Here is a 20,076-nt window from a genome sequence, read left to right on the forward strand (position 1 = left end):
GCTGCGTCAATTCGAGCGGTCGTGTTAACGTCTCGTTGACATTCCGGCGGCACTGCGCCGGTTGTAGCGGATGGGCGAGGGGTGCTCGACCGGAGGGATTAAGATGATCGCCACACCTTTCACGCCGCTGGCTTCGCTTCTGGGCGGGGCGCTGATCGGAATGTCCGCGGTGCTTCTAATGTGGGCGACGGGACGAATCGCCGGCGTCAGCGGCATCGCGGCGCGGCTGTTCCCGCCTTATGAGGATCGCGAATTCCCCGGCCGGCTCGCCTTCGTCGCGGGTCTCATCCTCGCGCCTGTGCTGGTTCGATTCACCACCGGAGGCCTGCCCGAGCAGACTATACTGGCGGGAACGCCGGTGCTGATCGTTGCGGGATTACTGACGGGATTTGGCGCAGTGTGGGGCAGCGGTTGCACGTCCGGCCATGGCGTCTGCGGCCTGTCGCGGCTGTCGGTGCGCTCGCTGGTCGCGACCATCATCTTCATGGCGGCAGGCATGGCGACCGTCTTCGTGATGCGGCACGGGAGCTGACGGCGATGGCAATTTTCGTTCAGTTCGCGATCGGCCTGATCTTCGGCGTCGGCCTCATCGTCTCCGGAATGTCGAATCCAGCAAAGGTCTTGAATTTCCTCGATGCCGCCGGCATCCCGGCAGGGACGTGGGATCCGAGCCTCGCGTTCGTGATGGCCGGCGCTGTGGCCGTGACTTTCGTCGGCTTCAATCGCGTCCTGAGGCTGGGACGTCCATTTTTCGCCGAGCGATTTTATCTTCCCACGCGAGCAGACGTCGATCGGAGAATAGTGGTTGGTCCGGCGATCTTCGGCATTGGCTGGGGATTGGCGGGGTTCTGCCCGGGACCGGCGCTGACGGCGCTCGGATTTGGCTCGAGCTCCGCCCTCATTTTCGCCGCGGCGATGTTTGCCGGCATGTTGCTTGCGCGGTTCACCGCGCATTTGCCATCGAGGGCGCGCGTCATGACGCCGGCCGATCCGCACGAAACCTGATATGAAGGGACCGGGCGAGTCGTCTCGTCCGGTCCCGGCCATCAAGCGTTCATGGATTACCAGCGGTCGTCGACACCGACGCCGACGCTGACGCCAGGTGCGCGAATGCCGACGCCGGCGCGCGGTCCGTCATCCCAATCGCGATGATAGGTCCGACGCTCGTAATAGCGCTCGCGCGGCATGTAGTTATAGGAATCCCGCACGATCACGCGCGAACCGCCGCGCGTCCGATAGCAGCGGCCAGCGTCGTCACAGACAAGTCGTACCTGCTGGACGAGATCCGGATTGGTGTACTCGCTGCTCGTATAGATATCGGAAGCCTTCGCACCCGATGCGGCTGCCAAAGCACCGACACCCGCCAACAGCGCAATAGTCAACATCCTCATCATGTCCTCCTCGAAACTGCCCTCGGCGGTAACAAGAAGGGGAGGCGGTGATCGTTCCCGTCCGCGATGCTGGTTTTTCCCGGAACCGCAGCTTCGTTACAGCGATTTGTTCCTAGATCGGCTCGTAAGTCTCGGTCCCGCAGATGTCGTCGGCGTCCGCCCGCCGGCGGTCGACGACCTTTCCGGCGTTGATGGTCACGATGTAGGTCTGGGCGCCAAGCGGCGTGCCGGTCGCGGAGGTGAGCTGCGCGCGGACGCAGGCCGTCCAGCCCGGCCCTCGCAGCTCGCGATGAGGCGGGGCGACGTGCACCTCGCGCGGATAGGAGGTGGCGAGGAAGACGACGTCGATCTGCTCGCGCACCAGGCGCTTGACGTCCGGGGGCGGCTCGGGCGGCGGCTGCTCGGCCTCCTTCATGCGCATGAACTCCGGCACCGGCGCGCGGCTGTCGGCAAAGCCACAGGCACCGAGCGCGAGCGCGCCGGCGAGCAGCGCCGCATGAGCAATGATCCGCAACATCCCTTGAAGGTCCCCTGCGGGCCAACAGATAGGCACGAATGCGATCCGGCGAAGTCCGCTCCGTTCAAAATTTGCTGAAGACGCGGAAACCGGGGCATTTGCGAATACGGGATTGCGGGCTAGTTTGTATCCCACATCAGGGGGATTGCACGGATGAGGATTTTGGTCATCGCGGCCGCGGTGCTGGCGCTGGCGGCTGGATCGGCGGAGGCGCAGGGCCGGCGCCAGCCCAGTGAGGGTGCAAAGCCGGCTGACACCAAACCCAAGATCGACGAAAAGGCCTACAAGGCTGCGCTCGAGCGCATTCCCGAGCCCAAGGAAAAGTACGATCCGTGGGGCGGGGCCCGCCCTGGCGAGCCCACCAAGAAGCCGAAATAGAACGGGGCGGGCGTTGCGGATCCACCTGCGCGCTGCGGTCGCATTCGTTACGCTCCTGCTGCTTGCCGTGCCGCCATGCTTCGCCTGGGAGAGCTGGGGCGGCGATCCCGGCGGCTCGCGCTTCTCGCCATTGCGGGAGATTTCGCCCGGCAATATCGGCCAACTCGTCCGCGCCTTCGAATATCACACGGGCGATCTCACAGCACGCGCGCCCGAGCTGATGCGGCGAACCAAATTCCAGGCGACGCCGCTGTTCGTTGAAGACAGCCTGATCTTCTGCACGCCCTTCAACGAGGTCATCGCGCTCGATCCCGGCACCGGCGTGCAGAAATGGCGTTACGATCCGAAGATCGCGATCAACCAGCGGCCGGCCAATCGCTATGTCTGCCGCGGCGTCACCTATTGGGTCGACGACACGGCGCCGCCGGATGCTGCCTGCCGCGCGCGCATCTTCATGGGCACGAACGACGTCCGCCTGATCGCGCTCGATGCGAAGACAGGCGTTCCCTGTGCCGGTTTTGGCAATGGCGGGCAGATCAAGCTCGATATCGGAATGACCCTGGAATGGCCGGGCGAATTCCAGATCACCTCGCCGCCGGCGGTCGGCCGCGGTGTCGTCGTGGTCGGGTCTGCAATCGGTGACAACCGCCGCGTCGACGCGCCGAGCGGCCAGGTGCGTGCGTTCGATGCGCGAACCGGCCAGCCACGCTGGACCTTCGAGCCGCTCAAGCGCGATGGCATCGAAGCCGGTCACGCCAATGTCTGGGCGCCGATGTCGGTCGACGACAGGCGCGGATTCGTGTTCCTGCCGACGTCGTCGCCCTCGCCGGATTTCTGGGGCGGTAGGCGGCCGGGCAATAACGAGCACGCCAATTCGGTAGTCGCGCTGCAGATTGAGACCGGCGAGCTCGTATGGGCCTTTCAGACCGTGCATCACGACGTCTGGGACTACGATCTGCCGGCGCAACCGACGCTGGCGCGCCTCGACATTGGTGATGGCGAGCGCGACGTCGTGATCCAGCCGACCAAGCTGGGTTTCGTCTTCGTGCTCGATCGCGACACCGGCAAGCCGGTGTGGCCCGTCGAGGAGCGCGCCGTGCCGCAGGGCGGCGCGGAAGGTGAGGCGCTATCACCAACGCAGCCATTCCCGACGCATGTACCGCCACTAACGTCGCAGACGATCTCGACCGACGATGCGCTCTCGCTAATACCTGCACTGCGTCGCTCGTCCTGCGAGCGCCAATTCGCGGAGGCTCACAATGAGGGCCTGTTCACGCCGCCTTCCGTGCAGGGCACGCTGTTGTTTCCGTTCACCGGTGGCGGGGTGAACTGGGGCAGTGCGGCCTTCGATCCGGTCAGCCAGGTCCTCTACGCCAACACCAGCCGCGCCGTTCATCTCATCAAGCTGATTCCGCGCGCGGACGCCGTCGGGTTCAATCCGCCGCCCGGTCACGATTTCGGCCAGCAGCGTGGCACGCCGTTCGCGATGACGCGCGCCATGGTGACGTCGCCGCTCGGCCTGCTCTGCAACAAGCCGCCATGGGGCGAGATGGTCGCGGTTGATCTGAAGGCCGGAAAAATCCTCTGGCGCTCGACGGTCGGCACCACCGAGGATCTTGCGCCGCTCGGCGTGCCGCTGCCCTGGGGCGCGCCGCTCGTCAACGGGCTCGCGGTCACCGCAGGCGGGCTCGTCTTCACCGGAGCGATGGACGCCTATTTGCGCGCCTTCGATGCGCAGAGCGGCAGGGAGCTATGGCAGGGCCGGTTGCCCGTCCCGGGCGTCGCCAACCCCATGACCTATCTCTGGCAGGGGGAGCAATATGTCGCGATCGGCGCCGGCGGCCACTCCGAGGCAGGCACGTCGATCGGCGACAGCGTCGTTGCGTTTCGTCTGGCGCGGCCGGGCGAGGGGCCATCGTTGTGGTCACGCACCGTCGATCGTCCCGGTGGACGTTTTCTTGCGGCGTTCTCAGCCATCGCGCTCGCGGTCGTCGCGCTTGTGATCACGGGCCTGCGCTGGCGCCACCGCCGTCGTGTCACGCGATCATGATCGTGTTATGGAGGCGATGCGAACTATCGTTCACATCGCGCGTGCTCACCCCGGCAGCATCGCGAACGCGCTCGACACCATCGCAACCGGCTTGTTGTCGGAGGCCGAGAGCAGCGTGACGCGGCCGAAGCTCATGGTGCGGCCGAGCCGCACCACGCGCGCGTCCGCCAGCACGTCCGACGAGGAGGCTGCGCGCATGAAATGCGTGGTTTGGTCGACCGTGGTCATCGGACGATAGCCGCGATTGGCGGCGAGGATCGCGATCACCATCGCGGTGTCGGCGAGCGCCATCAGCGCCTGGCCGCAGACCACGCCGCCGTTCCGGCACAGCCGTTCCGAGAACGGCATGCGCAAGAGCGCGCCCGGCTGCCAGTCCGGCGCATTCGCTGGCTGTGCGTGCTCGATGCGCTCGACCGAGAGGTCGAGATCCTGGACCCAGGGTGCAAAGACCTCGCCGAGGATGCGTTGCGCATCGGTGATGCCGAACTCGACGTCTGGCTGCGTTTGCATTGCTGTCGTTCCCTCCATTGTTGCCGGATGTTTGGTCTCATTCTGCGCGCATCGGCGCGGCAAAGTCACCCGGTCTGCTGCCGGCCGCGTCGGCTTGAAAATGCCCGACTTTGCCCGATATGATGGCCTTGCTTGGGTAGGGTGGATGATGTTGCGTCGATGTGTCCTGGTCTTTTGTCTGGCCGCGCTCGCCCTTGCGCTGAACGGCTGCACCAGATGCGGCCCGATCTGGGACGACTGGCTACATGCGCCGAAATCATGCAGATCGGACCGGATCTAGCGGCTATGCGGCCCTGAGCTTGCGGTCGGCCGCCACAAGGACGACAAGGCGCGGGCGATCCGCGCTTCGTGGATGATCAAGGAGCGAATGATGAAGCTTTTCCGTATGGCCGCGGTGCTGGCCGTGCTGGCGGGACCGGCCTATGCGCAAATGCCCAATCTCAATTTGCTGCAGGACGGTCCGAGCAAGAGCCCCGAGGAGAAGGCTGCGGAAGCCGAACGTGAAAAGGCCTACAAGGAAACGCTGAAGAAGATTCCGGACTCCAAGGCCTCCAACGATCCCTGGGGCGGCATGCGCTCCGATCCGCCGAAGCAGTCGGCGGCGCCGAAGGCATCGGCCGCGACCAGTGCGCCGAAGAAGAAATCCGGCACGGCTGCCAATTGACCTTTCCGCCGATCGGAGGCGGTGGACGCCTCCGGCCGGGGACTCCTCTTTGCCCCACAGGCCTCTTACATCTCGCAAGAGCGTATTTGCGTAGAGGAGGGCGGGACATGGCCGATCGTCCGCGGGATCTCGCCGAACGGATGGCGCGCCGGCGCAAGATGGGCGGCAAGCCGGACCACGCGACCGGCGACGGCTATCTGCGCGAGACCTTCACGCTGCCACGCGCAGCGGCACGGGCGAGGGCGGAGGCCTTCTTCGCCCGCTACCCCAAGGCGGGCTATATGAGCGCGGTCGAGAGCTGGCGCGAATTGCCCGGCGGCGACATCGAATTCACCATGCGGCGGCTGCCCAGCGCGGATTAGGGTCTCACCTTTTCGAGCGTTTCTGCGACGATGCGGATCCGGAATACCGGCTCCTTGGCCTCGTCCAGCAGCTCCATGTGCCATTCGGAATTTTCCTGGAGCTTGCGGGCGATCCCGGCGGCCATGTCGGCGCAGACGCTGGTCATCTCCTTCCAGGCCGAGTCGCGATCGGCAAATTCGCTCGCCTGGTCCGCGCAGCCGGAATAACGGCCGTTCCGGATTCGAAAGAAGTAGAGCGGCATGGCTGGCACCGATCACGCGTGACGGCCCAACCCCCAAGGCCACGGGCGCGCAGTGCAATCCCAAACCCCGATCAGATCAATTCCGGGCGGCTACGGGATACGCCCCTGGCGAGGCGCCGCACTAGCCGCTTGATCTCACCGGCGGTCTTGCTCAGGCCGTCTTGCGCTCGATCGCCTTGAGCTCGCGGTCGATGCGCAGCTGCACCCGTCGAATCGCCAACAAATCGAGGTTCGGCCGATCTTGATCTGCTCACCGATGCGGAATCGCCAGTGCCAGATTCCGGGAATTGCCGTCCTGGCGACGGTGAATTCGACACCCCTGTGATTCATGGTCACCTCCCATGACTCACTTTCCATGCCTGCAGCATGTTGGGCGCCGTCATATTCCGGGGGACAAGCAAAATCTGCCGGTAAACCCATCGTGGCCTCGCGCGCGGGAAGGGAACTCTGTTCATGGTCGGAGAACCACGGAGTCCATCGCGCCGACGGCATGTGCCTTGCTTGGCCTCATGACGGCAGGCAAACCATGGGCGCCTCATGCTCGGCATTCCCCGCCGCTACTCCCATTTCGTCTTCGGCATCATCCAGTCCGGACTGACCTCGCTGATCGCGGCCGGCATCGCCAGCGTTCCCGCGGGGAGCGCGATGGCCTTCCTCGGGCACTGGATGGTTTCGTGGCTGATCGCATGGGCCGCGATGCTGCCGATCGTGCTGCTGGCTGCGCCCGCGATCCGCGCCGTCTCGCTGCGGCTGACGCGCGAGGAGAAGGACCTGCGACCCGGCCGGCAGGCATGAAAAAAACCCCGCCTGGGGAGAGCCAAGCGGGGAGAAAGTTATTGGAGGCTGAGGTGCTGGGCTGCAACACCATAGCCAAGCGACCCTAGCCGGTTCGGCTTACGACAGCCTGACAGGGCCAAATCGAAGCCGCGTCGGCAATCGCCTTCGTCCATGGGCCGCAAACAGAAAACCCCGCTCGGGGGAGCGGGGTCGTCGGCTGGGTATGGAGGCCCAGTGTTGGTCCACCGAGCACGACGAGAATAGGCGATCAGGCTGACACGCGCCTGACGGGTGTCAGTGAAAGTCGCGGTCGCGAGGCCGCAGACTGGCCCCGCGCCCGTCCCAATTTCGACATCCGGCCGCACAACTGGCGACACACGGGTCGGCAAGATTCCACACCGTCCGGCGCGGCCATGGGGGAACGTGGCGCGGCGGCAACGGGGTGGCATCATGGATAACGTAGAGCGGTCATTCGCCGCCGCGACGGCGGCTGGCTTCGTCGTGCTGGTGATCAGCCTCGTGCTGCTGGCGGTGCTGTAAGGCAGCGCAAGCGCAGGTGCGGGAGCGACCGGGGTCCGTATCGTCGCGGTTTGCCGATGATGAACCGGCGCTTTGTCTTTCAAAAATGGAAAAACAACCCCATGCACAGTAGGCTCTGGGATGATTTCGTCATTCCATCAATGACTTACCGGAGGTATGTGACACCTTAATCGAGCGAGAAGCGCACCCCGACGCGCGATGTTGGTTCCCTCGGGTTCACGGCAGCCGTGCGCAGCGGGCCCTGGCGAGCGCTAGTGGAGCTTGACCTCGTCCCAGGGCAGCCGCAGCTCGGCGGCGCGCTCGTCGCGGTCCTTCTTGCGGAACGCGTTCTCCTTGCGCTCGAACTTGATCATCTCTCCTCCTGCGCGGCCTCAGGAGTGGATTGCGCCCGATGACGTCTCGGTGTGCGTCTTCAGTCATGGCAGAGGCTCCGGAGGTGCAGTCTCCTCCCGAAGAAGGCCATAGACCGCGAAAAGGTTCGGTGCCTCAGGATTAAGGATTGTGACGGCTAAGCGAGAGATCCTGGGCAGATAGGACAGTGATACGAACGGTAGTTGCCCGGAATCCACTTGGCATCGGGGTACCGGTACGATGGCTCCCGCCGGGGCTGGCATTTCATCCCGAAACGAGATTGTAACCGGCAAGGGGTCGCTGAAAGGCGGCCCCTTTTCGATTCAGGCGGTGAGTGAATTAGGGACTCTCGGAAAGAACATATTGCGAACCTAGAACAAATGGGGTACATTGCTTTTATTGCCGGCCCGCATCTCAATCGTTTGTCCCCCTAGCGAATCCTCGCCATAAGGAGCACGACCCAATGTCCGCCACTGCCTTGCGTATCGTCGAAGGATCTTCCATGGACAAGAGTAAAGCTCTGGCCGCCGCGCTCTCCCAGATCGAGCGTCAGTTCGGCAAGGGCTCGGTGATGAAGCTCGGCAAGAACGACCGGTCCATGGACATCGAGGCGGTGTCATCGGGCTCGCTCGGGCTCGATATCGCGCTCGGCATCGGCGGCCTGCCCAAGGGGCGCATCGTCGAGATCTACGGGCCGGAATCCTCGGGCAAAACCACGCTGGCGCTGCATACGGTGGCGGAAGCGCAGAAGAAGGGCGGCATCTGTGCCTTCATCGACGCCGAGCACGCGCTCGACCCGGTCTATGCCCGCAAGCTGGGCGTCAACATCGATGAGCTCCTGATCTCGCAGCCCGACACCGGCGAGCAGGCGCTGGAGATCTGCGATACTTTGGTGCGCTCCGGCGCGGTCGATGTGTTGGTGATCGATTCGGTCGCAGCGCTGGTGCCGAAGGCCGAGCTTGAGGGCGAAATGGGCGATGCGCTGCCGGGTTTGCAGGCCCGCCTGATGAGCCAAGCGCTGCGCAAGCTCACGGCCTCCATCAACAAGTCCAATACCATGGTGATCTTCATCAACCAGATCCGCATGAAGATCGGTGTGATGTACGGTTCGCCCGAGACCACGACCGGCGGCAACGCGCTGAAGTTCTACGCCTCCGTCCGCCTCGACATCCGCCGCATCGGCGCTATCAAGGAGCGCGACGAAGTCGTCGGGAACACCACCCGCGTCAAGGTGGTGAAGAACAAGCTGGCGCCGCCGTTCAAGCAGGTCGAGTTCGACATCATGTACGGCGAGGGCGTCTCCAAGATGGGCGAGATCCTCGATCTCGGCGTCAAGGCCGGCATCGTCGAAAAATCCGGCGCCTGGTTCTCCTATGACAGCCAGCGCCTCGGCCAGGGCCGCGAGAACGCCAAGGCGTTCCTGAAGGCCAATCCCGACATCACCGCCAAGATCGAGACCTCGATCCGCCAGAACTCCGGCCTGATCGCCGAGCAGATTCTCGCCGGCACCCCCGAGCGCGACGCCGACGGCGAGGAGCCGACGGAGGAGTAAGACTTACCGCGAAGAATTTTCGCGAGGAGCGGGCGCTGAGGACGTTGAGTTGCCGACGTCGTCAGCGCCCGTTTCGTTTTGCGTTGTCGTGATCGGTAGTGTGATGAAGCGTCTGGTCCTGACCAGTTCGTCGGGCTTTGCTCTCGCAAGATCGAGACTGGCCGAATTCGTCATAATGTTCTCGTTTCGCTTTCAGTGGGGACCCGTGCCTCCACCTGAAATGCGTGCGGCCTATTTTGCGGCACGTTCGGAGAGTCTTGGGCCGGGTGATCACTGGTCGGACTGGGGCATCCATTGGCCTCGCGCCATGAGTCGTCGCAAAGATCTGTCGCTTGTCGATTTCTGCGAACCTTACGATGCGATCGAACTCTGGTTCGATCCAAATCCCGAGGATCAGTTGCAACTTATTTGGCTGCTCGATCACCTCAGATCTCATTCCTGGCCGGCGCAAAAACTCAAAGTGCGCCTTGTGGTGGACGATCTGATCGCGATGAGGGGCGAAAACCTGCGAAAGTCTGCGTCGCATATTCCCGCCTTTAATGTCTCTGCCAGGGAATTCGGGACCGCCGAGGCGGCGTGGCGGGCCTATTGCGAACCGACACCGGAAAGCTGCGTCAATCTCCTCCACAGCGACCTCAGTGCATTACCGATGCTGAGGCCGGCTTTGCTCAATCTGCTGCCAGAACTGCCGTCACCCTCGACAGGGCTTGGTGCGACGGAGATGCGATTTCTGGAACTTCTTTCCAGAGGGTTTGCGAACACGAATTCGTTGTTTCACCTGCGCTCGCATCGGCGCACGTTCGTGTTCGGAGAGACCGAGTTGGCTTGGTTGCTCGAGGGGCGGGCGCTCGGCCCCAATCCCGCAGTGGCCGGTTTGGGCGAGGAACTGCGCACAATCGACCTTAAGAATTTGAGGGCTCGGCATAAAGTCTATCTGCGCAGCCGCCTTTCGCTGACCGAATTCGGTAAAGCCGTCCTGGCCCATCAGGATGATTTCAGCCGCCACAATCCGATCGATCGCTGGTGGGGCGGCACGCATCTGACCAACGACCGGCTGTGGCGGTACGGCCCTGGTTTGACGAGGCCCTGAGGCATGACGCGGTTCATTGTGACAACAGACTCGTCCACTGCCGGCGGGATACAACGCGCCGGTCTCGCCGATCTCGTCATTGCGATCGAGCGTCGGCTGGTCTGGGGACCGCTGCCGTCGGATGCCGAACTCGAGGCGTTCTTTGCGCCACGCACAACGCAGCCGCATAGCCTCCATTGGCTGGACGACACACCATCCTGGCGTCTTGAAAATTCGGGGATGACGGGGCGTGGATTGATCGAGCTGATGGCGGAATACGAATCGGTCGAATTATGGACAGGACCTGAGCCGAATGCGCAGTTGATTTTGCTGTGGCTGCTTGACCGTTGCGGCGATGAGAGCGGCAGTACCGCGGCGAGAGCGAGTGGAAGGTCACGCTGACAGAGCTCGGGCGTTCACTTGTAGCCCGCGAAGACGATTTGTGGCGCCGCAACCCGCTCACACGTTGGTGGGGTGGTACCGAGCTGACCAACGAACGGCTCTGGCGTTGGGACGCCGATGCCCGTTCGTTGATCGCGCCGTAAGCCGCTACTCCGCGGCTTCCGCGTAATCGCTCACCGGCGGGCAGGAGCATACGAGGTTACGGTCGCCATAGACGTTGTCGACGCGCCCCACCGGGCTCCAGTACTTGTCGCTGCGCGAGGTGCCCGCGGGGAAGCAGCCCTCGCTGCGGGTGTAGGCGCGATTCCATGCATCATCGGCGATATCGTGCACGGTGTGCGGGGCGTGGCGCAGCGGCGAGGCCTCGATCTTGAAGCGGCCGGCTTCGACCTCGGCGATCTCCTTCCGGATCGCGATCATGGCGTCGCAGAAGCGGTCCAGCTCCGCCTTCGATTCCGACTCGGTCGGCTCGATCATCAGTGTGCCCGGCACCGGGAAGCTCATGGTCGGCGCGTGGAAGCCATAATCGATCAGGCGTTTTGCGATGTCGTCGACGGTGACGCCTGAGGTCGTCTTTAGCGGCCGGGGATCGACGATGCACTCATGCGCGACACGGCCCTTGGCGTTCTTGTAGAGCACCGGGAAGTGCGGATCGAGCCTTGCCGCGATGTAATTGGCGTTGAGGATCGCAATCTCGGTCGCGCGCTTCAACCCTTCGCCGCCCATCATCAAGATATAGATGTAGGAGATCGTGAGGATCGAGGCCGAGCCGAACGGCGCGGCCGACACCGGGCCGACCGGTGCATCCGCCTTGGTCGCGGGATGGCCGGGCAGGAACGGGGCGAGATGTGCTCTTACGCCGATCGGGCCCATGCCGGGGCCGCCGCCGCCATGCGGGATGCAGAAGGTCTTGTGCAGGTTGAGGTGGCTGACATCGGCGCCGTAATCGCCGGGCCGTGACAGCCCGACCTGCGCGTTGAGGTTGGCGCCGTCGAGATACACCTGGCCGCCATGGCCATGGACGATGTCACAAATCTCGCGGATGTGCTCTTCGAACACGCCATGCGTCGAGGGATAGGTGATCATCACAGCGGCGAGGTCGTTCGAATGTTTCTCGGCCTTGGCGCGGAGATCACCAACGTCGACGTCGCCGTTCTTCTCGCAGGCGACCACCACCACGTCCATGCCGACCATCGCGGCCGAGGCCGGGTTGGTGCCATGAGCGGAGGAGGGGATCAGGCAGATCTTGCGGTGGCTCTGTCCGCGCGCGGCATGATAGCCGCGGATCGCGAGCAGCCCGGCATATTCGCCTTGCGCGCCGGAATTCGGCTGCAGTGAGATCGCGTCATAGCCGGTGATGTCGCACAGCCACTTTTCAAGCCGCGCGAACAGCGCGTGATAGCCGGCGGCCTGCTCGCGCGGGGCGAACGGGTGCAGCGTCGCAAACTCCGGCCAGGTCAGCGGCATCATCTCGGTGGTCGCGTTCAGCTTCATGGTGCAGGATCCCAGCGGAATCATCGCGCGGTCGAGCGCGAGGTCGCGATCACTGAGCTTGCGCATGTAGCGCAGCATCTCGGTCTCCGAGCGATGCGCATGGAACACCGGATGGGTGAGGAAAGCGGTCGTGCGCTTCAAGTCGTCCGGCAGCGCCTCGCGCGTCTCGGCGTCGATCTCGGCATAGGCGAGTGTGCCGCCGAAGGCGCGCCAAACCGCTTCCACCGTTGCAGGCGTCGTGGTCTCGTCGAGCGCAATGCGAAGCGCGGTTTCACTGATGCCGAGATTGATTGTCTCGGCGGTCGCGCGCGCAATGATCTCGGCACGCTTGGCGCCAGCATCGACGCTGAGCGTGTCGAAGAAGGTCTCCGACTGGAGCGCAAAGCCGAGCCTGCGCAGGCCGGTGGCGAGCACGGTCGCGCGGCGATGCACATCTTGCGCGATCTGCGTCAGGCCCTCGGGGCCGTGATAGACCGCGTACATCGAGGCGATCACGGCGAGGAGCACCTGCGCGGTGCAGATGTTGGAAGTCGCCTTCTCGCGGCGGATGTGCTGCTCGCGGGTCTGGAGGGCGAGGCGATAGGCCGGCATCCCGCGCGAATCCACGGAGAGGCCGACGATGCGGCCGGGCAGCGAGCGCTTCAGCGCGTCGCGCACCGCCATATAGGCCGCATGCGGTCCGCCATAGCCCATCGGCACGCCAAAGCGCTGCGCCGAGCCGATCGCGATGTCGGCCCCTAGCTCGCCGGGCGAGGCGAGCAGCGTCAGTGCCAGCAGATCGGCGGCGACGATCGCGAGCGCGCCCTTGGCGCGCAGTGTCGCGATCGCGGGACGCAGGTCCCGCACCGCGCCCGACGAGCCCGGATATTGCAGCAGCGCACCTAGCACGTCACTCTTAGCGAGATCGGTGAGGGGATCGCCGACGATCAGGCTCCAGCCGAGCGGCTCGGCGCGGGTGCGCATCACCGCGAGCGTCTGCGGATGCACGTCCTTGTCGACGAAGAAGGCTTTTGCCTTCACCTGTGAGTGCCGCTCGGCGAGCGCCATGGCTTCGGCCGCCGCGGTCGCCTCGTCGAGCAGCGAGGCGTTGGCAACGTCGAGCCCGGTGAGGTCGCAGATCATGGTCTGGAAATTGAGCAGCGCCTCGAGCCGGCCCTGGCTGATTTCGGGCTGGTAGGGCGTATACGCCGTGTACCAGGCCGGATTCTCCAGGATGTTGCGCTGGATCACCGCGGGCAGGATCGTGCCGGAATAGCCCTGGCCGATCAGCGAGGTGAAGACCTTGTTCTGCCGCGCGAGCTCGCCCATATGCGCGATCGCCTCGGTTTCGCTCAAGGCTTTGCCGAGATCGAGCGGGGCGGCCTGCCGGATCGAGGCCGGCAGCGTCTCCCCCATCAGCGCATCAACGCTTTTGGCGCTGACGGCCTCGAGCATTGCGGTGACGTCGCGCGTCGAGGGGCCAATGTGGCGGCGAACGAAGTTGGCGGCGGTGTCGCCGTTGGATTTGCGGTGCGCGGTCATCATAGGGTCCTCGCTAGGAGTTGCTGTCATCGTCCGTCTTGTGCGCACTTGCGCACAGGGGCGGACGATCCAGTACGCCGTGGCCCCTCGGCTCTAGCCGAAGCGGCTGCGTCGACTGGATGTCCCGCCTTCGCGAGGCATGACAGTGAGTGTGAGGCGGCTACTTGCTTCATCTCACGCCGTATGCGCTTTGTACGCAGCGTCATCCATGAGGCCGCCGAGCTCGTTTCTGTCGGCAATCTTGATCTTGAAGAACCAGGCCGCGCCCTGCGCATCCGTGTTCACCAGCGCGGGCTCGGCCGCGAGTGCGGGATTGGTCTCGAGCACCTCGCCCGTAACGGGCGCGTAGACGTCAGAGGCGGCCTTGACGGATTCCACGACCGCGGCGGCTTCCGCCTTCTTCAGCATGCGGCCGATCTTGGGCAGCTCGACAAACACGACGTCGCCGAGCTGCTGCTGCGCGTAATCGGTGATGCCGACGGTGGCGATGTCGCCCTCGATGGCGAGCCATTCGTGGTCGGAGGTGTACAGCGTCGTGGTCATTGTCGAATCCTCAGCGTTTGTAGGTGTTTTTCACGAAGGGCATGGCGGCGACCTCGACGGCTAGGCGCTGGCTGCGCACCTCGGCGAACAGCTTGGTGCCGAGCGCGCTCTGGCGCGTGGGCACATAGCCCATCGCCACCGGCGCATTCAGGCTCGGGCCGAAGCCGCCCGATGTAACCTTGCCGATCGGCTCGCCCGCCGTCGCATCCGCAAACAGCAGCGCGCCCTCCCGCACCGGCGCGCGTCCCTCAGTGCGCAGGCCGACGCGGCGGCGGGATGCACCCTGGTCGAAATGGGCGAGAATCTTCTCAGCGCCGGGGAAGCCGCCGGCGCGCGTCCCACCGCTGCGGCGGCTCTTCTGCACCGACCATTCCAGCTCGGCTTCGACCGGCGTGGTCGTGGTGTCGATGTCGTGGCCGTAGAGACAGAGCCCGGCCTCCAGCCGCAGGCTGTCGCGGGCCCCGAGCCCGATCGGCATCACGTCCGGGTTTTCGAGCAGCGTCCTGGCGAGCCGCTCGGCATCGCCGGCGGGCACGGAAATCTCGAACCCGTCCTCGCCGGTATAGCCCGAGCGCGAGACGAAACAGGGGAGGCCGGCGACCTCGCGCGGGCCGGCATCCATGAATTTCATGGACGGCGCCTCTGCACACCATTTCGCCAGCGCCGTTTCCGCCTTCGGGCCCTGGAGCGCGATCAGCGCGCGGCCGTCCAGCGGATCGATCACGCAGTCGTCGGAGAGATGCGCGCGCAGATGCGCCTCGTCCGCGTCCTTGCAGGCGGCGTTGACGACCAGGAACAGGTGGTCGCCGAAATTGGCAACCATCAGATCGTCAAGGATGCCGCCATCCGCATTGGTGAACTGGGCGTAGCGCTGCCGTCCCGGTGCAATCGCCAGGATATCCTGCGGCACCAGCCGCTCCAGCGCGCGGGCGGCGTCCTCGACCTTGCCGGATTTCGGCCGGAGCGCGATCTGTCCCATGTGGGAGACGTCGAACAGGCCCGCGGAGGCGCGGGTGTGGAGATGCTCCTTCAGCACGCCCGCGGGGTACTGCACGGGCATGTCATAGCCCGCGAACGGCACCATCTTGCCGCCCAGGGACACATGCAGGGCGTGGAGCGGGGTGTGTCGGAGGGAATCGTGGTCGTCGGGTGCAGGCATTACAGGGGCCCTCGGTGGTTCCCCGGGGACGATTCCCCGGCAGCAACCCATCGAAGCCCCATCTGTCGCTGTGCCTGAGAGTATTATCCCGTCGGCGGACGCTGTCCGGGTCTTAACCCCGTCGGCGCCTCTTTCCAGATGTCGTCAAAGCCACGCGGTCCTTTTGCCTGAGAGTTTCCGGGGCGGTTGCTCCTTCGGCGCCGGCTGCCTAAAGCCGGTCTCTCCCGACGTGGCCGTACGATAGAGATATGTAAAGACCACAGCCTGGCCAAGCCTGTCAACGCGGCCGGCATCGGCTTTCAACCGGGATTGCGCGACCGCGGCAACCTACTGATCTGCTTGCACATCTCCTTGCACAGTTTCTGGACAGCGAAGCTGGCCTTGTCTAAAAGCGCTTTGGCCCGCAGATATCAGCCTTTAGCGTCTGTTTGGATGGCGAGAAGCGGGCCCAAGCATACCCGATTGGATGAACATGAGCGGCGTCAACGAGATCAGGTCGACCTTTTTGAACTTCTTTGCCGAGAACGGCCACGAGATTGTGCCGTCCTCGCCACTCGTGCCGCGCAACGATCCGACCTTGATGTTCACCAATGCCGGCATGGTGCAGTTCAAGAACGTCTTCACCGGCGTCGAGAAGCGGCCCTATCAGCGCGCCACCACCTCGCAGAAATGCGTGCGCGCCGGCGGCAAGCACAACGACCTCGACAATGTCGGCTACACCGCGCGCCATCTCACCTTCTTCGAGATGCTCGGCAACTTCTCGTTCGGCGACTATTTCAAGGAGCGCGCGATCGAGCTCGCCTGGAAACTGATCACCAGCGAGTTCGGGCTGAAGAAGGACAAGCTGCTCGTCACGGTCTACCACACCGACGACGAGGCGGCGGGCCTGTGGAAGAAGATCGCCGACTTCTCCGACGACCGCATCATCCGGATTCCGACTTCGGACAATTTCTGGGCGATGGGCGACACCGGCCCGTGCGGCCCGTGCTCGGAGATCTTCATCGACCGCGGCGAGCACATCTGGGGCGGGCCTCCGGGCTCGCCCGAGGAGGACGGCGACCGCTTCCTCGAATTCTGGAATCTCGTCTTCATGCAGTACGAGCAGGTGACGAAGGAGGAGCGCGTGGGCTTGCCGCGTCCCTCGATCGACACCGGCATGGGCCTGGAGCGCATGGCCTGCATTCTCCAGGGCGTCGAGAGCGTGTTCGAGACCGACCTGTTCCGCAATTTGATCGACGCGGCGGCGTCCGCACTCGGCAGCGGGCCGAACGAGCAGACCGTCGCCTCGTTCCGGGTCATCGCCGACCATCTGCGCTCCTCGGCCTTCCTCATCTCCGACGGCGTGCTGCCCTCGAACGAGGGCCGCGGCTATGTGCTGCGCCGGATCATGCGCCGCGCGATGCGCCATGCCCAGCTTTTGGGCGCGAAAGAACCGCTAATGCATCGCCTGGTCTGGGCGCTGGTGCGCGAGATGGGCCAGGCCCTTCCGGAACTGGTCCGCGCAGAGAAGCTGATCGAGGAGACGCTGCGGCTGGAAGAGACCCGCTTCCGCAAGACGCTGTCGCGCGGACTTGCCATCCTCGATGAGAAGAGCGCGTCCTTGAAGAAGGGCGACATGTTCGACGGCGACGTCGCCTTCACGCTGTACGATACCTACGGCTTCCCGCTGGACCTGACGCAGGACGCGCTGAAGTCGCGCGGTATCGGCGTCGACCAGGCGGCGTTCTCTGATGCGATGGAGCGTCAGAAGGCCAAGGCGCGCGAGTCCTGGAAGGGTTCTGGCGAGGCGGCTTCCGAAGCGATCTGGTTCCCGCTGCGTGAGAAGCTGGGTGCGACCGAATTCCTCGGCTACGAGACCGAGAGCGCCGAAGGCGTGGTTTCCGCGCTGGTCAAGGACGGCAAGGAGGCGGGCAGCCTCAAGGCCGGCGAGACCGGCGCGATCGTGCTGAACCAGACACCGTTCTATGCGGAATCCGGCGGCCAGGTCGGCGACACCGGCGTGCTGCTCGGCGAGGGCGGCATCAAGGTCCGCATCACCGACACGCAGAAGAAGCTCGGCGATCTCTTCGTCCATATCGGCACGGTCGAGAGCGGCGAAGTGAAGCTCGGCACCGCGCTCCAGCTCGAGGTCGATCATTCGCGTCGTGCGTCGATCCGCGCCCACCACTCGGCGACGCACCTCCTCCACGAGGCGCTGCGCCAGGTGCTCGGCGACCACATCGCTCAGCGCGGCTCGATGGTCGCGCCCGACCGGCTGCGCTTCGACTTCGTGCATCCGAAGCCGATCACGGCGGAGGAACTCGCCCGCGTCGAGGACATCGCCAACGACGTGGTGCTGGAGAACGACGAGGTCACCACGCGTATCATGGGCGTCGATGAAGCCCGTGAGGCGGGGGCGCGCGCCCTGTTCGGCGAGAAATATGGCGACGAGGTCCGCGTCGTCTCGATGGGCAGGACCGCACGCGAGCGCGGCGCCAACACGCTCGGCTGGTCGGTCGAGCTCTGCGGCGGCACGCATGTGAAGCGGACCGGCGACATCGGTCTGATCACGCTCACGAGCGAGAGCGCGGTCGCCTCAGGCGTGCGCCGCATCGAGGCGCTGACCGGCAATTATGCGCGCAAGCACGCCAATGACACCATGGCGCTGGCGAAGATTGCGGCGAACGAGCTGCGCACCTCCATCGACGACGTGCCGGCGCGCATCGCCGCGCTGATGGAGGAACGCAAGAAGCTCGAGCGCGAGCTCTCCGACGCACGCAAGAAGCTCGCGATGGGCGGCGGCGCGTCATCGAGCAACGGCGCGGCGGCGGGCGTGCGCGAGGTCGGCGACGTCAAGCTGATGGCGCGCGCGGTCGAGGGCATCGAGATGAAGGATCTCAAGAGCCTTGCCGACGACGGCAAGAAGCAGATCGGCTCCGGCGTCGTCGCTATCGTCGGCGTCACCGAGGACGGCAAGGCCGGTGTCGTGGTCGGCGTGACACAGGATCTGACCGCGCGCTTCAACGCCGTGAACTTGGTGCGCATCGCGTCCGAAGCGCTCGGTGGCAAGGGCGGCGGCGGCCGGCCCGACATGGCGCAGGCCGGCGGCCCTGACGGCGCCAATGCGGCCGCGGCGCTCTCGGCGATCGAAAAGGCGATGGCAGGCGCTTAAAACCCCGTGTCCCCCCCCCGCATGATGCTTCCTCGGGCACAGGTCTCGTCGTTGCGAGGAGCTCGCGACAAAATTGCAGAGCAAATTTGCGCTGATGCGACGAAGCAATCCAGTGTCCGCCGTGGAGACAGTCTGGATCGCTTCGCTTCGCTCGCAATGACGGTTGAGGCGAGACGCCGGCTTACGCTGCCAGCGCCTTCGTGAGGTTCTCGGCGACCTTGTCGAGGAAGCCGGTGGTCGAGAGCCAGCGCTGGTCGGCGCCGACCAAGAGCGCGAGATCCTTGGTCATGTAGCCGGCTTCGACGGTGTCGACGCAGACCTTCTCCAGTGTGTTCGCGAACTTGGCGAGCTCGGCATTGTTGTCGAGCTTGGCGCGATGCGACAGGCCGCGCGTCCAGGCGAAGATCGAGGCGATGGAATTGGTCGAGGTCTCCTTGCCCTTCTGGTGCTCGCGGTAGTGGCGGGTCACCGTGCCGTGGGCGGCTTCGGCTTCCACCGTCTTGCCGTCGGGGGTGAGCAGCACCGAGGTCATCAGGCCGAGCGAGCCGTAGCCCTGCGCAACCGTGTCGGACTGCACGTCGCCATCGTAATTCTTACAGGCCCAGACATAGCCGCCGGACCATTTCAGCGCCGAGGCCACCATGTCGTCGATCAGGCGGTGCTCGTAGGTCAGGCCCTTGGCGTCGAATTCCTTCTTGAACTCGCGGTCGAAGATGTCCTGGAAGATGTCTTTGAAGCGGCCGTCATAGACTTTCAGAATGGTGTTCTTGGTCGACAGATAGACGGGGTAGCCGCGCAGCAGGCCGTAATTGAAGGAGGCGCGGGCGAAGTCGATGATGGAGTCGTCGAGATTGTACATCTCCATGGCGACGCCGGCGCCCGGTGCCTTGAACACTTCCTTCTCGATCACGGTACCGTCCTCGCCGACGAACTTCAGCGAGAGGGTGCCCTTGCCCGGGAACTTGATGTCCGTGGCGCGGTACTGATCGCCATAGGCGTGGCGGCCGATGATGATCGGCTTGGTCCAGCCGGGAACGAGACGCGGCACGTTCTTGCAGATGATCGGCTCGCGGAAGATCACGCCGCCGAGGATGTTGCGGATGGTGCCGTTCGGCGACTTCCACATCTGCTTGAGATTGAACTCCTTCACCCGGGCTTCATCAGGGGTGATGGTGGCGCATTTGACGCCGACGCCGACCTTCTTGATCGCCTCGGCGGCGTCGATGGTGACCTGATCGTTGGTGTGGTCGCGGTATTCCATCCCCAGGTCGAAATAGAGCAGCTCGACGTCAAGGAACGGGTTGATCAGCTTGTCCTTGATGTACTGCCAGATGATCCGGGTCATCTCGTCGCCATCGAGTTCGACGACGGGATTGGATACCTTGATTTTTGCCATGATCGGG

Annotated in this window: 19 protein-coding genes and 1 riboswitch; of the genes, 11 read left to right on the forward strand and 8 right to left on the reverse strand. The window is 64.5% G+C overall.

Annotation, left to right across the window (positions count from 1 at the left end):
- Positions 1 to 103 precede the first annotated feature (103 nt).
- Together IVB12_RS05760 and IVB12_RS05765 are read left to right on the forward strand one after the other, a co-directional pair.
- Positions 104 to 532, forward strand: a complete 429-nt coding sequence (locus IVB12_RS05760; RefSeq protein WP_247296508.1) for a YeeE/YedE family protein — start codon at positions 104 to 106, stop codon at positions 530 to 532.
- A 5-nt stretch (positions 533 to 537) separates the two neighbouring features.
- On the forward strand, positions 538 to 1,005 hold the full coding sequence (locus tag IVB12_RS05765; protein WP_247296511.1) for a YeeE/YedE family protein: 468 nt from the start codon (positions 538 to 540) through the stop codon (positions 1,003 to 1,005).
- Positions 1,006 to 1,061: 56 nt separating this feature from the next.
- Here the strand turns inward: IVB12_RS05765 and IVB12_RS05770 are convergent, their stop codons facing one another.
- Entirely contained in the window at positions 1,062 to 1,394 is a 333-nt protein-coding gene (locus IVB12_RS05770; protein WP_247280659.1) for a hypothetical protein, read from the reverse strand.
- Positions 1,395 to 1,503: 109 nt separating this feature from the next.
- The gene (locus IVB12_RS05775) at positions 1,504 to 1,908 is read right to left on the reverse strand and encodes a hypothetical protein (RefSeq protein ID WP_247296516.1); all 405 of its coding nucleotides are present in this window, start codon (positions 1,906 to 1,908) and stop codon (positions 1,504 to 1,506) included.
- Positions 1,909 to 2,061: 153 nt separating this feature from the next.
- On the opposite strand from IVB12_RS05775, the gene IVB12_RS05780 reads away from it, so the two are divergent.
- Positions 2,062 to 2,286: a hypothetical protein gene (locus IVB12_RS05780; RefSeq protein ID WP_247296518.1), complete on the forward strand. Its 225-nt coding sequence runs from the start codon at positions 2,062 to 2,064 to the stop codon at positions 2,284 to 2,286.
- Between the two features lie 55 nt (positions 2,287 to 2,341).
- Positions 2,342 to 4,336 (forward strand): pyrroloquinoline quinone-dependent dehydrogenase, encoded by a 1,995-nt coding sequence (locus IVB12_RS05785; RefSeq protein WP_247296703.1) that lies wholly within the window; start codon positions 2,342 to 2,344, stop codon positions 4,334 to 4,336.
- 45 nt (positions 4,337 to 4,381) lie between these two features.
- Here IVB12_RS05785 and IVB12_RS05790 read toward each other — a convergent pair whose 3' ends face one another.
- Positions 4,382 to 4,846, reverse strand: a complete 465-nt coding sequence (locus IVB12_RS05790; RefSeq protein ID WP_247296521.1) for a PaaI family thioesterase — start codon at positions 4,844 to 4,846, stop codon at positions 4,382 to 4,384.
- A 370-nt stretch (positions 4,847 to 5,216) separates the two neighbouring features.
- Between IVB12_RS05790 and IVB12_RS05795 the strand changes: the two genes are divergently transcribed.
- Together IVB12_RS05795 and IVB12_RS05800 are read left to right on the forward strand one after the other, a co-directional pair.
- Entirely contained in the window at positions 5,217 to 5,510 is a 294-nt protein-coding gene (locus IVB12_RS05795) for a hypothetical protein (protein WP_247296522.1), read from the forward strand.
- Positions 5,511 to 5,617: 107 nt separating this feature from the next.
- On the forward strand, positions 5,618 to 5,872 hold the full coding sequence (locus IVB12_RS05800; protein ID WP_247280663.1) for a hypothetical protein: 255 nt from the start codon (positions 5,618 to 5,620) through the stop codon (positions 5,870 to 5,872).
- Here IVB12_RS05800 and IVB12_RS05805 read toward each other — a convergent pair.
- On the reverse strand, positions 5,869 to 6,114 hold the full coding sequence (locus IVB12_RS05805; protein WP_247280664.1) for a hypothetical protein: 246 nt from the start codon (positions 6,112 to 6,114) through the stop codon (positions 5,869 to 5,871). The two genes, IVB12_RS05800 and IVB12_RS05805, sit on opposite strands and share 4 nt — an antisense overlap.
- 537 nt (positions 6,115 to 6,651) lie before the next feature.
- On the opposite strand from IVB12_RS05805, the gene IVB12_RS05810 reads away from it, so the two are divergent.
- From IVB12_RS05810 to IVB12_RS05825, 4 genes are all read left to right on the forward strand, one after another.
- Positions 6,652 to 6,909, forward strand: coding sequence for a DUF2798 domain-containing protein (locus IVB12_RS05810; RefSeq protein WP_247296524.1), 258 nt, complete (start codon positions 6,652 to 6,654; stop codon positions 6,907 to 6,909).
- Positions 6,910 to 8,245: 1,336 nt separating this feature from the next.
- Complete coding sequence (gene recA / locus IVB12_RS05815) at positions 8,246 to 9,334, forward strand: recombinase RecA (protein ID WP_247280668.1); 1,089 nt, start codon at positions 8,246 to 8,248, stop codon at positions 9,332 to 9,334.
- A 103-nt stretch (positions 9,335 to 9,437) separates the two neighbouring features.
- On the forward strand, positions 9,438 to 10,424 hold the full coding sequence (locus IVB12_RS05820) for a hypothetical protein (RefSeq protein ID WP_247296526.1): 987 nt from the start codon (positions 9,438 to 9,440) through the stop codon (positions 10,422 to 10,424).
- Positions 10,425 to 10,427: 3 nt separating this feature from the next.
- The gene (locus tag IVB12_RS05825) at positions 10,428 to 10,805 is read left to right on the forward strand and encodes a hypothetical protein (protein WP_247296528.1); all 378 of its coding nucleotides are present in this window, start codon (positions 10,428 to 10,430) and stop codon (positions 10,803 to 10,805) included.
- 147 nt (positions 10,806 to 10,952) lie between these two features.
- Here IVB12_RS05825 and gcvP read toward each other — a convergent pair whose 3' ends face one another.
- The 3 genes from gcvP to gcvT form a co-directional block, all read right to left on the reverse strand.
- Entirely contained in the window at positions 10,953 to 13,820 is a 2,868-nt protein-coding gene (gcvP, locus tag IVB12_RS05830) for an aminomethyl-transferring glycine dehydrogenase (protein WP_247296530.1), read from the reverse strand.
- A gap of 174 nt (positions 13,821 to 13,994) precedes the next feature.
- A complete protein-coding gene (gene gcvH, locus IVB12_RS05835; protein WP_247296532.1) occupies positions 13,995 to 14,363 on the reverse strand; it encodes a glycine cleavage system protein GcvH in 369 nt (122 codons plus the stop codon).
- 10 nt (positions 14,364 to 14,373) lie between these two features.
- Positions 14,374 to 15,522: a glycine cleavage system aminomethyltransferase GcvT gene (gcvT, locus tag IVB12_RS05840; RefSeq protein WP_247296534.1), complete on the reverse strand. Its 1,149-nt coding sequence runs from the start codon at positions 15,520 to 15,522 to the stop codon at positions 14,374 to 14,376.
- 146 nt (positions 15,523 to 15,668) lie between these two features.
- Positions 15,669 to 15,759, reverse strand: a riboswitch (glycine riboswitch).
- 235 nt (positions 15,760 to 15,994) lie between these two features.
- Here gcvT and alaS point away from each other — a divergent pair.
- Positions 15,995 to 18,673, forward strand: coding sequence for an alanine--tRNA ligase (gene alaS / locus IVB12_RS05845; RefSeq protein WP_247296535.1), 2,679 nt, complete (start codon positions 15,995 to 15,997; stop codon positions 18,671 to 18,673).
- Between the two features lie 181 nt (positions 18,674 to 18,854).
- Here alaS and IVB12_RS05850 read toward each other — a convergent pair whose 3' ends face one another.
- Entirely contained in the window at positions 18,855 to 20,069 is a 1,215-nt protein-coding gene (locus IVB12_RS05850) for an NADP-dependent isocitrate dehydrogenase (protein ID WP_247280674.1), read from the reverse strand.
- Between the last annotated feature and the right edge of the window lie 7 nt (positions 20,070 to 20,076).

Origin of the sequence: Bradyrhizobium sp. 179, from assembly GCF_023073535.1 — a bacterium.
In the GTDB taxonomy this organism is placed as follows: Bacteria; Pseudomonadota; Alphaproteobacteria; order Rhizobiales; family Xanthobacteraceae; genus Bradyrhizobium.

Excerpts from the sequence above, each read along its gene's own strand:
- IVB12_RS05795 (WP_247296522.1), top strand. The coding sequence starts at position 5,217 with ATGAAGCTTTTCCGTATGGCCGCGGTGCTGGCCGTGCTGGCGGGACCG.
- gcvP (WP_247296530.1), bottom strand. The coding sequence starts at position 13,820 with ATGACCGCGCACCGCAAATCCAACGGCGACACCGCCGCCAACTTCGTT.
- gcvT (WP_247296534.1), bottom strand. The coding sequence starts at position 15,522 with ATGCCTGCACCCGACGACCACGATTCCCTCCGACACACCCCGCTCCAC.
- IVB12_RS05850 (WP_247280674.1), bottom strand. The coding sequence starts at position 20,069 with ATGGCAAAAATCAAGGTATCCAATCCCGTCGTCGAACTCGATGGCGAC.
- IVB12_RS05770 (WP_247280659.1), bottom strand. The coding sequence starts at position 1,394 with ATGATGAGGATGTTGACTATTGCGCTGTTGGCGGGTGTCGGTGCTTTG.
- IVB12_RS05820 (WP_247296526.1), top strand. The coding sequence starts at position 9,438 with ATGAAGCGTCTGGTCCTGACCAGTTCGTCGGGCTTTGCTCTCGCAAGA.
- IVB12_RS05775 (WP_247296516.1), bottom strand. The coding sequence starts at position 1,908 with ATGTTGCGGATCATTGCTCATGCGGCGCTGCTCGCCGGCGCGCTCGCG.
- IVB12_RS05800 (WP_247280663.1), top strand. The coding sequence starts at position 5,618 with ATGGCCGATCGTCCGCGGGATCTCGCCGAACGGATGGCGCGCCGGCGC.
- IVB12_RS05825 (WP_247296528.1), top strand. The coding sequence starts at position 10,428 with ATGACGCGGTTCATTGTGACAACAGACTCGTCCACTGCCGGCGGGATA.
- IVB12_RS05790 (WP_247296521.1), bottom strand. The coding sequence starts at position 4,846 with ATGCAAACGCAGCCAGACGTCGAGTTCGGCATCACCGATGCGCAACGC.
- alaS (WP_247296535.1), top strand. The coding sequence starts at position 15,995 with ATGAGCGGCGTCAACGAGATCAGGTCGACCTTTTTGAACTTCTTTGCC.
- recA (WP_247280668.1), top strand. The coding sequence starts at position 8,246 with ATGTCCGCCACTGCCTTGCGTATCGTCGAAGGATCTTCCATGGACAAG.
- gcvH (WP_247296532.1), bottom strand. The coding sequence starts at position 14,363 with ATGACCACGACGCTGTACACCTCCGACCACGAATGGCTCGCCATCGAG.
- IVB12_RS05765 (WP_247296511.1), top strand. The coding sequence starts at position 538 with ATGGCAATTTTCGTTCAGTTCGCGATCGGCCTGATCTTCGGCGTCGGC.
- IVB12_RS05810 (WP_247296524.1), top strand. The coding sequence starts at position 6,652 with ATGCTCGGCATTCCCCGCCGCTACTCCCATTTCGTCTTCGGCATCATC.
- IVB12_RS05780 (WP_247296518.1), top strand. The coding sequence starts at position 2,062 with ATGAGGATTTTGGTCATCGCGGCCGCGGTGCTGGCGCTGGCGGCTGGA.
- IVB12_RS05760 (WP_247296508.1), top strand. The coding sequence starts at position 104 with ATGATCGCCACACCTTTCACGCCGCTGGCTTCGCTTCTGGGCGGGGCG.
- IVB12_RS05805 (WP_247280664.1), bottom strand. The coding sequence starts at position 6,114 with ATGCCGCTCTACTTCTTTCGAATCCGGAACGGCCGTTATTCCGGCTGC.